This window comes from Dyadobacter jiangsuensis (assembly GCF_003014695.1).
Classification (GTDB): domain Bacteria; phylum Bacteroidota; class Bacteroidia; order Cytophagales; family Spirosomataceae; genus Dyadobacter; species Dyadobacter jiangsuensis.
The window spans coordinates 345,681-362,421 of sequence record NZ_PYAS01000002.1 but is presented as its reverse complement, the minus strand read 5'-3'; the positions used below and the strand labels follow the sequence as shown (position 1 = coordinate 362,421).

The window sequence follows — 16,741 nt, the reverse complement described above, 5'->3', positions numbered from 1 at the left end:
GGATAAACGGTCGGATGAAACGGTATCATAAATCTTACGGTGCGCTGCACCTTGGGAAAAATGGGGTGACGTCTGGATTTCCTACAATTATTTGGGTGCTCTGCACCATTGCGAGGGGATAGATGATTGGCCAAGGTGCAGCGCACCGCAAGATTTGTAGAAACCGAAAGGTTTGAAAAAACGGTGCAGACCAATACAAGTGCCGAGGTGCAGAGCACCGAAAGATTTGTAGAAACCGAAAGATTTGTAGAAACCGAAGGATTTGTAGAACCCGAAGGATTTGTGGAAACCGCAGGATTTGCAGATTAAAATACGGCGCACGCAAATTTTACCGAACGCCACATTTCTAACAACAACACACATTATATCATGGCAAATACCTATACACAGCTATACATACATATTGTTTTTTCGGTGAGAGGCCGCGAAAGCCTGATCAGAAAAGAGTGGAAAAACGATTTGTATGCCTATATCGGAGGAATCATCCTCAGCCATAAATCGAAGCCTTTGGCGATAAACGGAATGCCCGATCACATTCACATTTTGATTGGTTACAATCCGTCAACGCCACTACCGGCCCTGGTTGAAGAGATCAAAACATCCTCCAACAGGTGGATCAAAGAGCATCACAATGTGCCGATGTTCAGCTGGCAGAAAGGCTACGGAGCATTTTCTAACAGCCGCAGCAGCATCGACAAAGTGATCCGGTACATTGCCCATCAGGAGGAACATCATAGAAAAAAGACGTTCCGCGAAGAATACCTTCAAATGTTGCGAGACTTTGAAGTTGAATACAAAAACGAATATCTGTTTGATTTCCAGGAAATTCTGGAATGGAGCTAACGGATTTTAATTAGGTTTTAAATACAACAAGAAACAATTAACCTCAATGAAAACCAAAGCGTTATCCTTTATCTTAGGTATTGTCCTGCTGGGATGTGCCTCTCAGCAAAACTCCCAGAACGCGTCGGTTAAAACTGCTTCTTCCAAAGGCGAGGCGAAAGCGCGCCGACTGGAAATCCTGTTTCTGGGCGACAAGGGCCATCACAAGCCCGCCGAACGCGTTCCGCAAATCATGGCTGCATTGGGTCCCAAAGGCTTCAACTTTACCTATACGGATAACCTCAACGACCTGAACCCCGAAACGCTCAGCAAGTACGATGCATTGATGCTGTACGCCAACTGGGACTCGATCGCGCCGCAACAGGCGAAGTCGCTGCTCGACTATGTGGCCAGCGGAAAAGGCTTTATCCCGGTTCACTGCGCTTCTTACTGCTTCCGCAATAATGCAGAGGTGGTGAAGCTGATCGGCGGACAGTTCTGGCGCCATACCTGGGATACGATCCAGCCCGTATGGACCAAGCCTGATCACCCCGCGATCGCAGGCGTGAAGCCATTCAAAACGGTGGATGAAACTTACCTGCACACGTTGCTGCAACCCGACAACATCGTACTCACCGAGCGCCTGATCCAGAAAGACCAGGAGAAAGACCGTCCCGGACAGCAGAAAGAGCCTTACACCTGGGTGAGAACCCATGGCAAAGGCCGTATTTTTTACACTGCGTACGGCCACGACGAGCGTACCTGGGGCACGCAAGGCTTTGCGGATCTGATCGAAAAAGGTATTCTCTGGGCTGTAAACGACGATGCCCGCAAAGCATTGGCGGCATTGGCTCCGAAGCCATTCGAATACCGCGAGGCGAAGCTCCCTAACTACGAGCAGCGTCCCGGCCCGCAATTGCAGCAGCTGCCGCTTTCACCGGAAGAATCGGTGAAACACATTCAAATCCCGGTTGACTTTACCCTGAGCGTCTTCGCGCACGAGCCGGACGTCATGCACCCGATCGCAATGACGTGGGACGAGCGCGGCAGATTGTACGTATTGATCACGAAAGATTATCCCAACGAGCGCAAAGACACAGGCGGTAGCGACTACATCCTCATCTGCGAGGATACCAACAACGACGGCAAAGCCGACAAGTTCACCAAGTTCGCCGACGATCTGAGCATTCCTACCGGTATGGCATTCGCCAACGGCGGTCTGGTGGTTTCGCAAGCTCCGCACATGCTGTTTTTGCAAGACACCAATGGCGATGACAAAGCTGATGTGAAGAAAATCCTCTTCTCGGGCTTTGGTACAGGCGATACCCACGCGGGACCTTCCAACCTGCATTACGGCTTCGACAACTGGGTTTACGGCTCGGTAGGTTACTCCGGCTTCAAAGGCAAGGTAGGCAACAGCGATCAGCTCGATTTCGGCCAGGCATTGTTCCGCTTCAAACCGGATGGCTCGGATATGGAAATTGTAGCTAAAACCTCCAACAATACCTGGGGATTGGGCTTCAACGAGGCTGGTGACTTGTTCGGTTCTACGGCCAACAACTCGCACGGCTGGTACAGCGCCATTCCTAACCGCTATTTCGGCGCCAGCAAAGTCGATAACGGCAGCCGAAGCACGGATACCCACAAGGATATGCAGCCTATCACGCCGAAAGTTCGCCAGGTTGACGTTTTCGGTGGATTTACCGCAGCAGCCGGTCACAACTTCTACACCGCCCGCGCGTATCCGAAACAATACTGGAATAAAGTTGCATTCGTTTCCGAGCCTACCGGCCACATTCTGCACCAGAACGTGATGGTGAAAAAAGGAACCGACTACGAGGATCAACTCGGCTTCAACCTGCTCGCAGGTGCCGACGAATGGGTTGCACCCGTATTCGCCGAAGTAGGTCCGGATGGCGCAGTTTGGGTAGCCGACTGGTACAGCTACATCATCCAGCACAACCCGACTCCGAAAGGCTCCGAAAACGGAAAAGGTAATGCCTACGAAACGCCGCTGCGCGATTTCACCCACGGCCGCCTCTACCGCATCGGTTGGAAGAATGCGCCAAAATACACGCCGATTGCTTTGAGCAAATCACGTCCGGAAGAGCTCGTTGCGACTTTGAAAAACAGCAATATGTTCTGGCGCCAGCACGCGCAACGCCTTTTGGTGGAACGCGGCAACAAAGATGTGGTATCGAAGCTGGTTGAACTGGTTAAAGACAAATCCGTCGATGAAATCGGTCTGAATACCGCTACAATCCACGCATTGTGGACGCTGGAAGGCTTGAATGCGATCGCCGACCCGCAGGTACTGCCGGTAGTGGTAGAAGCATTGAAGAACCCATCCAACGATGTACGCAAAACGGCTGTAAAAGTGCTTCCACGCACCGCAGCGAGCGGCGAAGCATTGCTGACCGCCGATGCATTGCATGACAAAGAGCCATTGGTAGTGCTGAACACACTCCTGGCATTCTCCGAGATCCCATTGACCCCGCAGATCGAAACAGCCGTACTGGCATTGCTGGATACCTATTCCAATGCGGAAGACCGCTGGATGCCGGATGCTTTTGCCGCAATTCTGAACTCGCATGACGGAGCTTTGCGCACAAAATACATTGCTCAACGTGTTGCGAAAGCTGGTTCAGCGGGGGCTACCCAGCAAACAGCCGCTGCCAGCCACGCAGATCACTCGGCAATGAACCACGAAGGTCACGGCGCAAGCAAGGTGACCGTACAAGGCACTGCTGACCTTGCCGTAACCAACATTACCATCGAGCCGAAAACGCCATACGTACGTGAGTATGCCCGCGTGGTGATCGAGATTACCAATATCGGTAGTGTGCCTGTTACCAAAGAGCAGGTGCCAACGGTGAATGTGGGTATCCGCAGCCGTTCTTTGAACACCAACTACATCAGCCGCCAGCTGACCAACGGCATCGCGCCGGGCGAAACGGTGAAGCTCGTGGAAGGTAACAATGGCCCATGGAAAACCGCATTCGGTTTCACTTCCGACGAAGCCGGTAAAGTGAATGTAACGGCGACCGTGGACGTGGACAATGTGGTTCCTGAAAAAGACGAGAACAAAAACAACACGATGAGCAAGTCGTTCGAAGTACGTCGCCTCGACCGCCTTTCCGACTTCGCGCTGGAACGTACCGTACGCGGCTATTCATCTTACGCAAGCGGTGACGATGTGTTGAAACTCATTCAGACCTCGCAATCACTCGATCCGCAGGGCCGCAATGCGATCATCAAAGGTATCCTCGGCGCATGGAACCCGAAACGCAAGGAAGACACCAACGACGAAGGCAAAAAACTGCTGGCAAGTGTTAAAAGCACGATCCCCGACGACCTGAGCAGCCGTTACACTACTTTGCTGGAATCTTACGGCATTAAAGAGGAAGTGGCAACTGATCCGAACGTACAAGTCGTGACGATTAAGGCTATTCGTGAAGAAATGAAATTCACCATCACCGAATTCACTGCGGTGGCAGGCAAAACTGTTGAAATCGTGTTCGAGAACCCGGATGCGATGCAGCATAACATTGTGGTAGGACGTCCCAAGTCTACCGAGATCATCGGCGCTGCTGCCGACAAGATGATCACCGCCAAAGACGGCGCAGAGAAGAATTATGTACCTAATATCCCTCAGGTTTTGGCTGCGACACCGCTCGTAAACCCCGGCCAGACTTACCGCTTGAAATTTGTAGTACCGGATCAGGTTGGAGACTATCCGTATGTATGTACGTTCCCTGGCCACTGGCGCCTGATGACCGGGGTCATGAAAGTTGTAAAGGACAAAGGGTTATAATTCTAAACTGCGTTTTGCCTATGGCTTCAAAACTCATTCAAGTTTAGCGTATAGTTATCAACGTTCAGATTCGCAGGGCATTTAAAGTGCCTTCTGCGAATCTGGATGGTTGATTTTGAAACATCAAACGTGCGACGGGTTGTCAAAACCCGCCGGAGGGCTATTTTTTTGCCATTTTTTAAATAGTATTTATTCAATAATTTTTATTAATAAATAATCAAAAAGGTTAACAAAACCACAATGCTGTAACAACTACTCACATCTAACCCAGGTTAACAATGAACAACCAAAACAGACGAAACCCCTTCCTGGGGCTTCGCAGGCCTCTTTTTGCCCTTTTGGCAGCAGGATGCTTGTCGCCCCAGGAGGTTTGGGCGGAAAAATTACGCTTCGAACCCGCCGTTACTTACCGGAAACTGGTCGACAAAACGATCACCGGAAAGGTGGTCGACGAAAAGAACAGCCCGCTTCCCGGTGTAAGCGTGGTCGTGAAAGGCACCACCACCGGAAGCATTACCGGCGCCGACGGTACTTTTTCGCTGAATGCAGCCGACAATGCTACCACGCTCTCCTTCTCGTTCATCGGCTACACCTCGCAGGAAGTCGCGATCGGCAACCAGTCGAACATTCAGGTAACATTGCTACCCAGCAGCGAAGAGCTCACGGAAGTGGTCGTCGTGGGTTACGGAACGCAATCCCAGGCCACGCTTACCGGCGCGGTGAGCAGCGTGCAGGCCAAAGACCTGATCCGCACCCCCGCCATCGGGACCTCGGATGCACTGGTAGGCCGCGTGCAGGGGATTACCGCCCGTAAGGCCGATGCCCGCCCCGGTGCCGCTACCACCATTCAAATCCGGAATATGGGTACGCCGCTGTTTGTAATCGATGGCGTGCCTTCCGACGCGGGCTCCTTCAACAACCTTGGACAAAACGATATTGAAAGCATTTCGATCCTGAAAGACGCTTCGGCCGCCATTTACGGTCTGCGGGCAGCGAACGGGGTCGTTTTGGTCACAACCAAAAGAGGTAAGGCAGGCGACGGGACAAAGATCAGCCTGTCGGGTTACTATGGTTTGCAAAACTTCACGCGCTACCCCAAGCCCGCCAATGCGTACCAGCACATGCGTGGGCTCGTGGAATCGGATGTGAACCAGGGTCGCACGCCGTCCATTACCCCTGCTGAACTGGAAAAATGGCGCGTCGGTACTGAAAAAGGTTACCAGAGCTTCGATTACTACGACATGGTGATGCGCCCGAATGTGCCCCAATACTTTGGTAACGCGAGTGTACAAGGCGGCAGCGACAAGATGAACTACTTCCTGTCGATCAGCCACCTGAACCAGGATGCATTGATCCGCGACTATAACTTCAAACGGACCAACATCCAGGCTAATATCGAAGCAAGCCTAACCAAAGGTTTGAAAGTGGGAACGCAGATCAGCGGCCGCATTGAAGACCGCTTCCAAGTGGGCGTACCGGGTTTGGACGACTATTTCAACCCGTTCCTCAGTATTTTCACCATGTGGCCCACGGAGCGTCCCTATGCCAACGACAATCCGAAATACATCAACCAGACCCACAATGTGAACGTAAACCCGGCGACCTACAAAAAGGACGTGACCGGCTATATCGACGAGGTCTGGCGGAATGTTAAGGGCAACTTCTATGCCGAATATGACTTCAAATTCGGCCTGAAAGCAAAAGGAACTTACTCGTATGCATTCACCAACTTCGATTTCGACGGTTTTGAATATACCTACGACGCCTACACCTACGACGCCAAGAACGACACCTATAATGTAGTACCCGGCGGCGGTAACCAGAACCCCTGGCGCGAACGCCGGAAACGCAATATCGTCGACCGGTTCGCACAGTTCCAGTTGAGTTATGCCAAAACATTCGGCGACCATGATATTTCGGCCGTTGCCGCTTACGAGCGTTCCGACAATGTGAATACTTACCTGGTCGTCCACACCGTTCCGCCGAACAACTATATTCCACTAATGTCTTTCGCGAACCAGGATTTGCTGATCGATGAATGGAGCACAGAAGCACGTGCGGGTTATGTGGGAAGGGTTAATTATAACTACAAACAAAAATATCTGATCGAGGCAGTGGGCCGCTATGATGGCTCGTTCCTGTATGCACCGGGCAAACGCTACGGTTTCTTCCCGGGCGTATCGGCGGGATGGCGCATTTCGGAGGAGAATTTCTTCAAAGGAAAACTCGAAAATGTATTCAGCAACCTCAAACTCCGCGCTTCCTATGGTCGCACGGGAGCCGACCGCCTCAGCAACAACGAGTTCGTAGTAGCGCCATTCAGCTATCTGCCGGGCTATAACTTCCTGCAAGGCAGCGCCATTTTTGATGGTAACTACACCATTGGCGTCCGTCCGAGAGGTTTACCGATCACGACACTTTCATGGATCACCAACATTTCCACCAACATCGGTCTCGACTTCGGGGTGCTGGATGGAAAGCTTACCGGCCAGTTCGACATTTTCGAAAGAAAACGGGAGGGGTTACCTGCTGCCCGCTACGACGTGCTACTGCCTTCGGAAGTAGGTTATTCTTTGCCCAATGAGAACCTGAACTCCGATACCCACCGAGGTGTGGAAGGTGTTTTGACCTACAAAAGCTCGGTAGGACAAGTGGATTATACTTTGAGTGCCAATGCGACCCTATCGCGCCGTCGCGACCTGGATTTCTATAAACCCCGTTTTGGTAACTCCTTCAACGAATACCGTGATTCGTTTGTAGACCGCTGGGGCAATATCAACTGGGGTTATCAGGTGGTAGGCCAGTTCCAGTCGATGGAAGAGATTGAAAGCTACAAAATCGACAACGACGGCCAAGGCAACCGCTCGCACCTGCCCGGCGATTTCATTTACAAGGATGTGAATGGGGACGGCATTATCAACAACCTCGACATGCGGCCAATCGGTTATGCGGAAGGAGCTAACCCGTATCTGAGCTTCGCATTCAACGGAAGCGTGGCTTACAAAGGCTTCTCTCTGTTTTTCGACTTCGCAGGCGCGTCGCTGCAAAGCTTCCAGCGCAACTGGGAGTTGAAGATCCCTTACCAGAACAATGGTACCTCGCCGCATTTCATGCTCGAAGACCGTTGGCACCGCGAAGATCCGTTCGACCCGAACAGCAAATGGATCCCAGGCACCTACCCTGCCATTCGCAAAGACAATACCAGCCACGTGAATTTCAGGGGAAGCGATTTCTGGATCACCAACGTGCGTTACATCCGTCTACGCAATATCGAGCTCGGCTATTCCTTCGACCAGAAAATCTCGAAAAAACTGGGTCTATCCGCCCTGCGCATTTACGTGAATGCCTCCAACCTGTTCTCGATCGACAACGTGAAGAAGTACGAGATCGATCCGGAGATTTCATCAGGCAATGCACTGGTGTATCCTCAGCAGCGCTTGTTCAATGCAGGTTTCAACCTCACTTTCTAAAAACCGGTTATGAAAAAACTATCACTCAAAATATTTGTCTCTGCCTCCATGCTCGTTTTCGCCGGCTGCAACGACTGGCTCGAACGCAAACCGCAGAATATCATCCTCGAAGACCAGGTCTGGAACGATCCGAAAATGATCACCGGGCTGCTGGCCAATTATTATGATCGCCTGCCCGCGCACACATCGCTCACAACCGGTTGGGCCGAGTTTTCGGCCTACGACGAAGCCATGTGGTCCAACAACGACGACGGGCGCAATAACATTATCAACTACCCGACTACCCGCTGGACACTATGGGATTATGGCCTGATCCGCGACATTAACCTTGCGTTGGAAAGCATCGAAACTCACGCCGTGAAACTTTCGGATGCGCAGAAGGCCCAGTTTAACGCAGAGTTGCGCTTCCTGCGGGCCTATGTGTATTTCGAGCACGTAAAACGCATGGGCGGAGTGCCGCTGATCACCAAACAACTCATTTACGATTTCAGCGGCGACCCATCCCCACTTCAGAACGCCCGAGCCAAGGAAGAAGAAGTGTATGACTTCATCGCCTCCGAGCTGGATGCGGTAAAGGACTTGCTTGGCAATGGCACCAGCAATACCCGCGCGACGAAGTTTACTGCGTTGGCGGTCAAAAGCCGTGCAATGCTTTATGCCGCTTCCATCGCGAAATACAATAACCTGATGGCCTCGCCGATTTCGACACCGGGTGGTGAAGTGGGTATTCCGGCTGCACGCGCCAAGGATTATTATGCCAAATCGCTGGCGGCATCGGCCGAGATTATTAATAGCGGCAGTTTTGAGCTTTACAAATCCAACCCCGACAAGGGCGTGAATTTTTATGAGGCCATCACTAAAAAGAGTGCTAACCGCGAGGTGATCTGGGCACAGGACTTCCTGGTGAGCAAAGACAAACGCCATGGCTTTACCTACGACAACATCGCCCGGAATGTGCGCGAGGACAACCTCTCGTCGTCGTCCATCACCCCGTCGCTGAACCTCGTGGAGGATTACGAATACCTCGACGGTACTTCCGGCGAACTGAAAAACCGCAACGCCGGCAATACCGATTACGTCTATTACGACAAGTTGCAGGATATTTTCGCGAACAAGGATGCGCGTTTGTACGGGACGATTATCTATCCCGGCACCAGCTTCCGGGGTACCGAGGTGCAAATTCAGGCCGGTGTAAAGGTTTGGGATAATGCTACGAATGCATTCAAGACCGTAGAATCCAACGTTCTCGGCTCGACCTACGACGATGGCGGCCTGCTAACCGGCGCCTCCGGTCCGCAACGCTCGCAAACGGAGGTTTCGAACACCGGTTTTTACCTGCGCAAATTCGTGGATCAGACTGCCATGTCGAGCACGCGTGGTATCCGCAGCGATATGTGGTGGGTAAGGTTCCGGCTCGGAGAGATTTACCTGAATGCGGCCGAAGCCGCCCTTGAACTCGGGCAAACCGCCGACGCATTGAAATACACCAACACCCTGCGCGAGCGTGCCGGTTTCCCTGCAAACAGCCTCAAGACGATTAACCTCGAAAAGCTGCAAAACGAACGTCGTGTGGAACTTGCATTCGAAGACCACCGCGTGTGGGACCTCATGCGCTGGCGTACCGCACATGAGGTGTGGAACGGTAACTCGGCCAATGCCGATGCGATGATTTACGCGCTCTACCCCTACCGCGTCGTACGCCCGGGCCATGCTACTCACGGCAAGTATGTGTTTGACAAGCTGGTGGCCCCGCGCTTCCGTGCCCCGCGGTTCTTCCAGATCGCGAACTACTACTCGTTCATTCCGCAGAACGCGATCGACAACAACCCGAAAATTGTCCGTAACCCATTCCATTAATCCGAAAAAGCAATGAAATCAAGAATCATACAAAGCATTCCCGCGCTGCTGCTGGCATTGATGGCCGGCCTTTCGGGATGTGAAAAAGATAACCGCACCGAGCCGAAATCGGTTTTGAAGGGCAAAGTAGTTTTTGAAGGGCAACCGGTAGGAGTACGCTCCAATGGTGTCCAGCTCGAACTTTGGCAGCACGGCTACCAGCTTTTCACCAAAATACCTGTGATGGTGGCCCAGGACGGCACATTTTCGGCCTCACTTTTTGACGGCAATTACAAACTCGTAAGACTCCGCGGCAATGGCCCGTGGGTAGACAATACCGACTCCATCGATGTGGAATTGCGCGGTTCTAAGGAGATCGATGTGCCTGTCAACCCTTATTTCGTCATTAAAAATGATGCATATTCCAAAGGCGAAGGCAAGGTCTCGGCGACATTCAATGTGCAGCAGGTTGCGGCCGGCCGCACACTCGAGAGGGTGAACCTTTACATAGGCACCACCACGATCGTCGACCCCGGCAATAACGTCGGTAATGCACAGGAAGTGGCGGCTAACATCACCGACTTGTCGAAACCGATTACGCTCACTGCCAACATTCCGGCTAACCTTGCATCACGCGAGTACATTTATGCGCGTATAGGTGTGAAAACTTCCGGTGTCGGCGAGATGCTTTTCGGCATGCCGCAGAAGATTATGCTGAAATAATGAGGCCATTCATTTTCTTACTACTCATCCTGGGCGCGCAGATTGGTCGCGCCCAGGATTCATTGCAAACGAATATCCCTGTTCACGATCCGGTGATAATCCGGCAGGACGGGGTTTACTATGTCTTCGCGACAGGCAGGGGTATCAGCATGTGGTCATCGAAGGATATGCAGAATTGGAAGAAGGAGAAACCGGTATTCAATGCACCGCCTGAATGGGCAGTGAAAGCGGTACCGGGTTTTAAAGGACACATCTGGGCTCCGGATATTTCGTACTACAATGGCATGTATTACCTCTATTATTCAATTTCAACATTTGGCAAAAACCGTTCGAGCATTGGTGTTGCCACCAACAAAACCTTAAACCCCGCCAGCGCCGATTACCGATGGACCGACCATGGTCAGGTAATCGAATCCGTTCCCGGCCGTGATGAATGGAACGCCATCGATCCTAACCTGATCGTCGATGAGCAAAAGCGGCCCTGGCTTGCATTTGGGTCATTTTGGAATGGTATTAAGTTGGTCAAACTCGATGCAGACGCCCGCAGCGTTGCGCAGCCACAAACCTGGTTTACCCTCGCGAGCGTACCGCGCACGAGGCCCGGCGGCGATTCCACGGCTGGTAGCGGGGCCATCGAGGCGCCATTTATTTTCAAAAAGTTTGATTATTTCTACCTCTTTGCCTCCTATGATTATTGTTGCCGGGGTGCAAAAAGTACCTACAAAATGCGCATAGGCCGTTCTAAATCATTAACAGGCCCATACGTTGACCGTAGTGGTGTCCCAATGATGCAAGGCGGCGGGACATTGCTTCTCGAAGGCAACGACGAGTGGCATGGCGTGGGGCACAATGCAGTTTGCACGTTTGACGGTGTCGACTACCTGGTATTCCACGGGTATAATGCGAAAGACAATGGGCGATCGAAGTTGCGTGTGGAACAGTTGGATTGGAAAGATGATTGGCCTGTGTTGCGTTTGCATTGATGTTACATCCCTAACGGGATTTTGGCACCGGGGAGGCGATTTCGTTGCTACCAATATTACATCGCTACGCGATTTGGATTCGACAGCACAAAACATGGGTAGTCCATACGTTCATGCCTTCCGCCAAAATGCCGTCAGGCATGAAACATTGGTAGCAAACGATGCATGGGCACGACGATTGAATGCCGTAGGCATGTAACAACAAATAGAACGTCGGCGTACGCATTACGCTCACGGTGATGATACCTGAAAAATACAAAAGATCAATGAAAACATTACCCGGCATGAAGCATTAACCAACCTTCCTGCGTATATTTAATATTATGAAAGTCGTACAATTCACCATACCCGTTTCCCGCGAAAGTACAATTGTTGTTCAGGAGGAAAAGCTGCCGCACTACTACCCGCATTTGCACCGCCACCGCGAAGTACAGATCGAATGGGTGGTGGAAGGTTCGGGAATCCTGGTCGCGGGGAATTACATGCAGCGGTTCGAATCGGGCGACATTTACATCATCGGGGCCAACCAATCACACATTTTCAAGAACGACGAGTCCTACTTCAATCCCGACGAGCCCAGGCAGATTCACTCCGTTTCCATCTTCTTCGATCCCAATTATTTATCCCAAAATATCCTGAGCCTGCCGGAAATGGTCAACATCCGGAAATTTGTAAACGGCGTGCATAATGGTTTTCAAATACCGGAAGAGGCGCGGGAAGCGGTGCAGAAGATCATTTCGGAGATCATTCACCATAAAGAAAGCCAGCGGGTAGCGGCATTTATCAAGCTCCTCTACCAGTTTTCCACCACCCGCGACCTGAAACCGCTCGCGACGAGCAATAGCGAACAAGTCATTTCCGAAGTCGAGGGTATCCGCATGGACCGCATTTTCCAATACCTCGTCACCAACTACAAACGGCACATTTCCCTCGCCGAAATCTCCGAAATAGCCAACCTCACACCTCAGGCATTCTGCCGGTACTTCAAGAAACATACCGACAAGACCTTCGTCAGCTTTCTGAACGAGGTACGCATCAATGAGGCTTGCAAAATTATTCTTTCAGGTAAGTTCGACAGCTTTTCGGATATCTGCTACCAGACCGGCTTCGACCACGTGACGAATTTCAACCGGGTATTCAAAAAGACGACCGGCATGTCCCCCGGAGAATACCAGAAGGGTTTCAGGGATATTTAGGGCGTCATGCGGTTGTCAGAAATTGTCAAGAATAGTCAGGAAGTAGTCAAGAGTAGTCAGGATGCCACGAATTGACTAAATTGGGAACTGATTACCTATTCTCATAAACCGTTCTTTTGAAAACCACATCCGAAACCGTCTGGCAAATCTGGATCGATACAGGCGGGACTTTTACCGATTGCCTCGCTATTGATCCCGCCGCAAGCAAGACGCGCATCAAAGTACTTAGTTCCAGCTGCCTTCGCGGCCGCATTACGGATAAATTGAGCCCCAATACTTTCCGTTTCGAAGCCTCCTGGCCCTACGACGGCGACCTTTTCAGAAACTATACATTCAAACTGCACGGAAGCGAAACGCATAACCGTATTGCAAGCATCGACCGGCAGCGGCACACCATTACATTAACCAACGATCTTGCTTTCGACCGACCCGTCGATTTTGAAATAACGACCGGCGAAGAAGCTCCCATTCTGGCCGCGCGGCTGCTTACCCAAACACCGCTCGATCAACCGCTTCCGCCCATTGCCATGCGGCTGGGCACCACCAGGGGCACCAATGCATTGCTCGAAAGGAAAGGTGCAAAAACACTGCTGGTTGTGACAAAGGGCTTTAAAGATCTGCTCTACATCGGCAATCAGCAGCGTCCGTCGCTCTTTCAGCTTGATATTCCCGAACCCAAATTACTTTACAGCGAAGTGCTGGAAGTCGATGAGCGGCTGGACGCCGACGGAAATGTGATTGAAGCGCTGGATTTGACTGATTTCAAATCGACGCACGGACTTACTGATTATAAGTCAGTTGCCCTTTCTCTATTGCATTCTTACCAAAATCCGGAACATGAATCACAGCTTGGCAGCTGGTTCCGGAACAATGGGGCAAAATACGTCTCCGCGTCGTCTGATCTGTTTCCGTTTTCGCACTATTTGCGAAGAACCCAAACCGCCGTGGTGAATGCCTACCTCGATCCCATTCTTGACCAATACCTGACTAATATCCGTGGGGTACTAAACAACGGCGCGCTCCACAGCGGCAGCCTGCAAGTGATGACCAGCACCGGCAGCCTTTCCGAAGTGGGTGGTTTTCGTGCGAAAGACAGCCTCCTGAGCGGCCCGGCCGGCGGAATGGTGGCAGCCACCAATTTTGCCCAAAAACTGGGTTTCACAAAAGCGATAACCTTCGATATGGGCGGTACCAGCACGGATACCGCGCTGATCGACGGCCAGCCGGAGCTGAAATACATTACCGAGATTGACGGTATCGAATTCCATAACCCTACCCTGGCTATCGAAACCGTAGCGGCGGGCGGCGGTTCTGTGTGCTGGTTTGATGGCTTTTCACTGCAAGTAGGTCCGGAAAGCGCTGGTGCCTCGCCCGGCCCTGCCTGCTATGGTGCCGGCGGGCCATTGACCGTTACAGATATCAACCTGCTGCTCGGCAAGCTGGAAACATCGAAATTCAGCATTCCTATCCATGCAGGAGCAGCCATTGCCAGGCTGGAAGAACTTCGTACCCGCATTCAAACCGAAACCGCCAACCAGCTCAGCCACCAGGAAATCCTGACCGGTCTCGAAAGCATCGCCAATGAAAAAATGGCCGATGCCATTCGTAAAATCTCCGTGGAAAAAGGGATTAATCCCAACGCGTTTGCACTGGTAACCTTCGGCGGCGCGGGAGGCTTGCACGCGTGCCAGCTGGCCGAATTGCTGGATATGAGTACGGTACTACTACCCTATGACGGCGGACTTTTCAGCGCAGCGGGCATTGGCGAGGCGCTGATCAGCACGATTGTTTCAAAGCAGATTCTACTGCCCTGGACCGAAGCTGAAAAAAGCATCTTTGAGTGGCAGGATGTTTTAGAAAAGCGGGCAACCGAAATGCTCAGAAATCAAGGTATTGACGCTTTTGAAACCGTATTCTGCCATGTTTACTTGCGCCTTTCCGGTCAGGAGAACACGGTTGAAATAGCCTATTCCGGTGACACTACGCTTGCTGTCTTTGAGGAAACCTATCGTGGACAATTCGGTTATTATCCTGCCAATGCAGTGGTGGAACTGGAAAGTATCAAACTCAAAATGCAGGAGCGCAGCCCCGGAATCGCTCCATTACGGCTGATCGAAAATGGGCAAAAAATGCCTCCTACCAGTATCATTAAGCCATTTTTACATGATATAAACCTACCTGAAACAGCCGTTTTCGAATGGGACAACCTCCATCCTGGCGACCAGCTGGAAGGGCCTTCCATACTGCTCAATAATACCTCCACAACCTATTTGCCGAAAGGCTGGAAACTGGTGGTTCAGCAAGGCCTGGATGCCATTGCGTGGAAAACGGAGACTACACAAACGCGCACCGAAACCCAAAGCGAGGAAGTAGCATTGCAGCTTTTCACGAACCGTTTTAAGGCCATTGCCGACGAAATGGGCGTCCAGTTGCAGCGCACGGCGTTTTCAGTCAATGTCAAAGAACGCCTCGATTTCTCCTGCGCATTGCTCGACGCCGACGGCGAGCTCCTTGTGAACGCGCAGCACATTCCCGTACACCTGGGCAGCATGGGTATATGCGGGCGCCTCGTGCGCGAGGCCATCGCAATCGGCCCTGGTGATGTGGTGATTACCAACCATCCGCAATACGGCGGGTCGCATTTGCCGGATATTACGTTGATCGCCGGGGTATTTACGGAGGATCAAACTTGTGCAGGCTATGTGATCAACCGCGCGCACCATGCCGAAGTGGGTGGTAAAACACCGGGCTCGATGCCGCCGGACGCCGTTTGCCTGGCGGAAGAGGGCGTTGTAATTGTGCCGCAATACCTGGTAAAGGCGGGCGAATTCCAATGGGAGGCATTGCGGGAATTATTTACGGGCGGCCCCTACCCCACCCGGTCGTTTCTTTCCAACGAGGCCGACATTATTGCGGCATTGTCTGCATTGAAAAAAGGCAGTTCCCAGCTATTGAAACTGGTGGAAAACCATGGACTGGAAACCGTCCGGAAATACATGGGAATGCTGAAACAAACCGCCGTTTTGCAGCTTGGGAATGCATTGGAGCCCTTGCAAGGACAGGTTTTTGAGGCTTCCGAGCTTTTGGATAACAATCATCGGATAGCCGTAAAAATCAGCATAACCGATAATAAGCAGATTTTCGACTTCACCGGCACTTCGGGCGTGCATCCGAATAACCTCAATGCCAATATTTCCATTTTATACAGCGCCATTCTGTACGTTTTGAGACTTTTGGTCAACAAGGAGATTCCTTTGAATGACGGCTTGATGCAAGACGTGGAAATCAAACTCCCTGCAAACAGTTTCCTGCATCCCCAATTCTCCGACGATCCCTGGCAATGTCCTGCGGTAGTCGGCGGGAACACGGAGGTAAGCCAGCGATTGGTTGATACGTTACTGAAAGCATTTGGCCTGGCCGCTTGCAGCCAGGGGACGATGAACAACTTCCTATTCGGTAATGATCAATTCGGTTATTACGAAACCATCGGTGGCGGCGTGGGTGCCGGCAACGGCTTTAATGGTCGCTCGGCGGTGCATCAGCACATGACCAATACCCGCATTACCGATCCCGAGCAATTGGAACGGAAGTATCCGGTGCGATTGCTGGAATTCGGCATTCGCCATGGTTCGGGTGGAGCGGGGCGCTGGCGGGGCGGAGATGGTATCGTGCGCAAACTGGAATTTCTGAACTCGTTGCAGGTTACGCTGCTTGGCCAGCACCGGCGGCATGCGCCTTATGGATTGGCAGGAGGCAACGATGGCACTTGCGGGCGGCATACGTTGCTATCAAATGGTTCAATTAATGAATTACCCGGAATTTGTAGTCTGAAAGTGAATGCGGGAGATGTTTTGACTATTGAAACTCCAGGGGGCGGGGGTTATGGTGCTTAATTCG

At 51.8% G+C, this 16,741-nt stretch carries 8 protein-coding genes; all 8 read left to right on the top strand.

Features of this window, described 5'->3' with window-relative positions; genetic code table 11:
* The first annotated feature begins 369 nt into the window (after positions 1–369).
* The 8 genes from tnpA to CLV60_RS04720 all read left to right on the top strand — a co-directional run bounded on the left by tnpA (position 370) and on the right by CLV60_RS04720 (position 16,737).
* The gene (tnpA, locus tag CLV60_RS04755; protein ID WP_106594242.1) at positions 370–843 is read left to right on the top strand and encodes an IS200/IS605 family transposase; all 474 of its coding nucleotides are present in this window, start codon (positions 370–372) and stop codon (positions 841–843) included.
* Between the two features lie 46 nt (positions 844–889).
* Positions 890–4,636, top strand: coding sequence for a PVC-type heme-binding CxxCH protein (locus CLV60_RS04750; protein ID WP_106594241.1), 3,747 nt, complete (start codon positions 890–892; stop codon positions 4,634–4,636).
* A 278-nt stretch (positions 4,637–4,914) separates the two neighbouring features.
* The gene (locus CLV60_RS04745) at positions 4,915–8,106 is read left to right on the top strand and encodes a SusC/RagA family TonB-linked outer membrane protein (RefSeq protein ID WP_106594240.1); all 3,192 of its coding nucleotides are present in this window, start codon (positions 4,915–4,917) and stop codon (positions 8,104–8,106) included.
* Between the two features lie 9 nt (positions 8,107–8,115).
* Complete coding sequence (locus CLV60_RS04740; protein ID WP_106594239.1) at positions 8,116–9,963, top strand: RagB/SusD family nutrient uptake outer membrane protein; 1,848 nt, start codon at positions 8,116–8,118, stop codon at positions 9,961–9,963.
* 12 nt (positions 9,964–9,975) lie between these two features.
* Positions 9,976–10,665, top strand: a complete 690-nt coding sequence (locus tag CLV60_RS04735; RefSeq protein ID WP_106594238.1) for a DUF3823 domain-containing protein — start codon at positions 9,976–9,978, stop codon at positions 10,663–10,665.
* Positions 10,665–11,648 (top strand): arabinan endo-1,5-alpha-L-arabinosidase, encoded by a 984-nt coding sequence (locus CLV60_RS04730; RefSeq protein ID WP_106594237.1) that lies wholly within the window; start codon positions 10,665–10,667, stop codon positions 11,646–11,648. The genes CLV60_RS04735 and CLV60_RS04730 overlap by 1 nt, the downstream gene beginning before the upstream one ends.
* A 323-nt stretch (positions 11,649–11,971) precedes the next feature.
* The gene (locus CLV60_RS04725; protein WP_106594236.1) at positions 11,972–12,844 is read left to right on the top strand and encodes an AraC family transcriptional regulator; all 873 of its coding nucleotides are present in this window, start codon (positions 11,972–11,974) and stop codon (positions 12,842–12,844) included.
* 116 nt (positions 12,845–12,960) lie between these two features.
* On the top strand, positions 12,961–16,737 hold the full coding sequence (locus CLV60_RS04720) for a hydantoinase B/oxoprolinase family protein (protein ID WP_106594235.1): 3,777 nt from the start codon (positions 12,961–12,963) through the stop codon (positions 16,735–16,737).
* The last annotated feature ends 4 nt before the right edge of the window (positions 16,738–16,741 follow it).

What these genes read in the sequence shown, in the direction of transcription:
- CLV60_RS04735 (WP_106594238.1), top strand. Translation starts at nt 9,976, where the DNA reads ATGAAATCAAGAATCATACAAAGCATTCCCGCGCTGCTGCTGGCATTG.
- tnpA (WP_106594242.1), top strand. Translation starts at nt 370, where the DNA reads ATGGCAAATACCTATACACAGCTATACATACATATTGTTTTTTCGGTG.
- CLV60_RS04725 (WP_106594236.1), top strand. Translation starts at nt 11,972, where the DNA reads ATGAAAGTCGTACAATTCACCATACCCGTTTCCCGCGAAAGTACAATT.
- CLV60_RS04750 (WP_106594241.1), top strand. Translation starts at nt 890, where the DNA reads ATGAAAACCAAAGCGTTATCCTTTATCTTAGGTATTGTCCTGCTGGGA.
- CLV60_RS04730 (WP_106594237.1), top strand. Translation starts at nt 10,665, where the DNA reads ATGAGGCCATTCATTTTCTTACTACTCATCCTGGGCGCGCAGATTGGT.
- CLV60_RS04745 (WP_106594240.1), top strand. Translation starts at nt 4,915, where the DNA reads ATGAACAACCAAAACAGACGAAACCCCTTCCTGGGGCTTCGCAGGCCT.
- CLV60_RS04740 (WP_106594239.1), top strand. Translation starts at nt 8,116, where the DNA reads ATGAAAAAACTATCACTCAAAATATTTGTCTCTGCCTCCATGCTCGTT.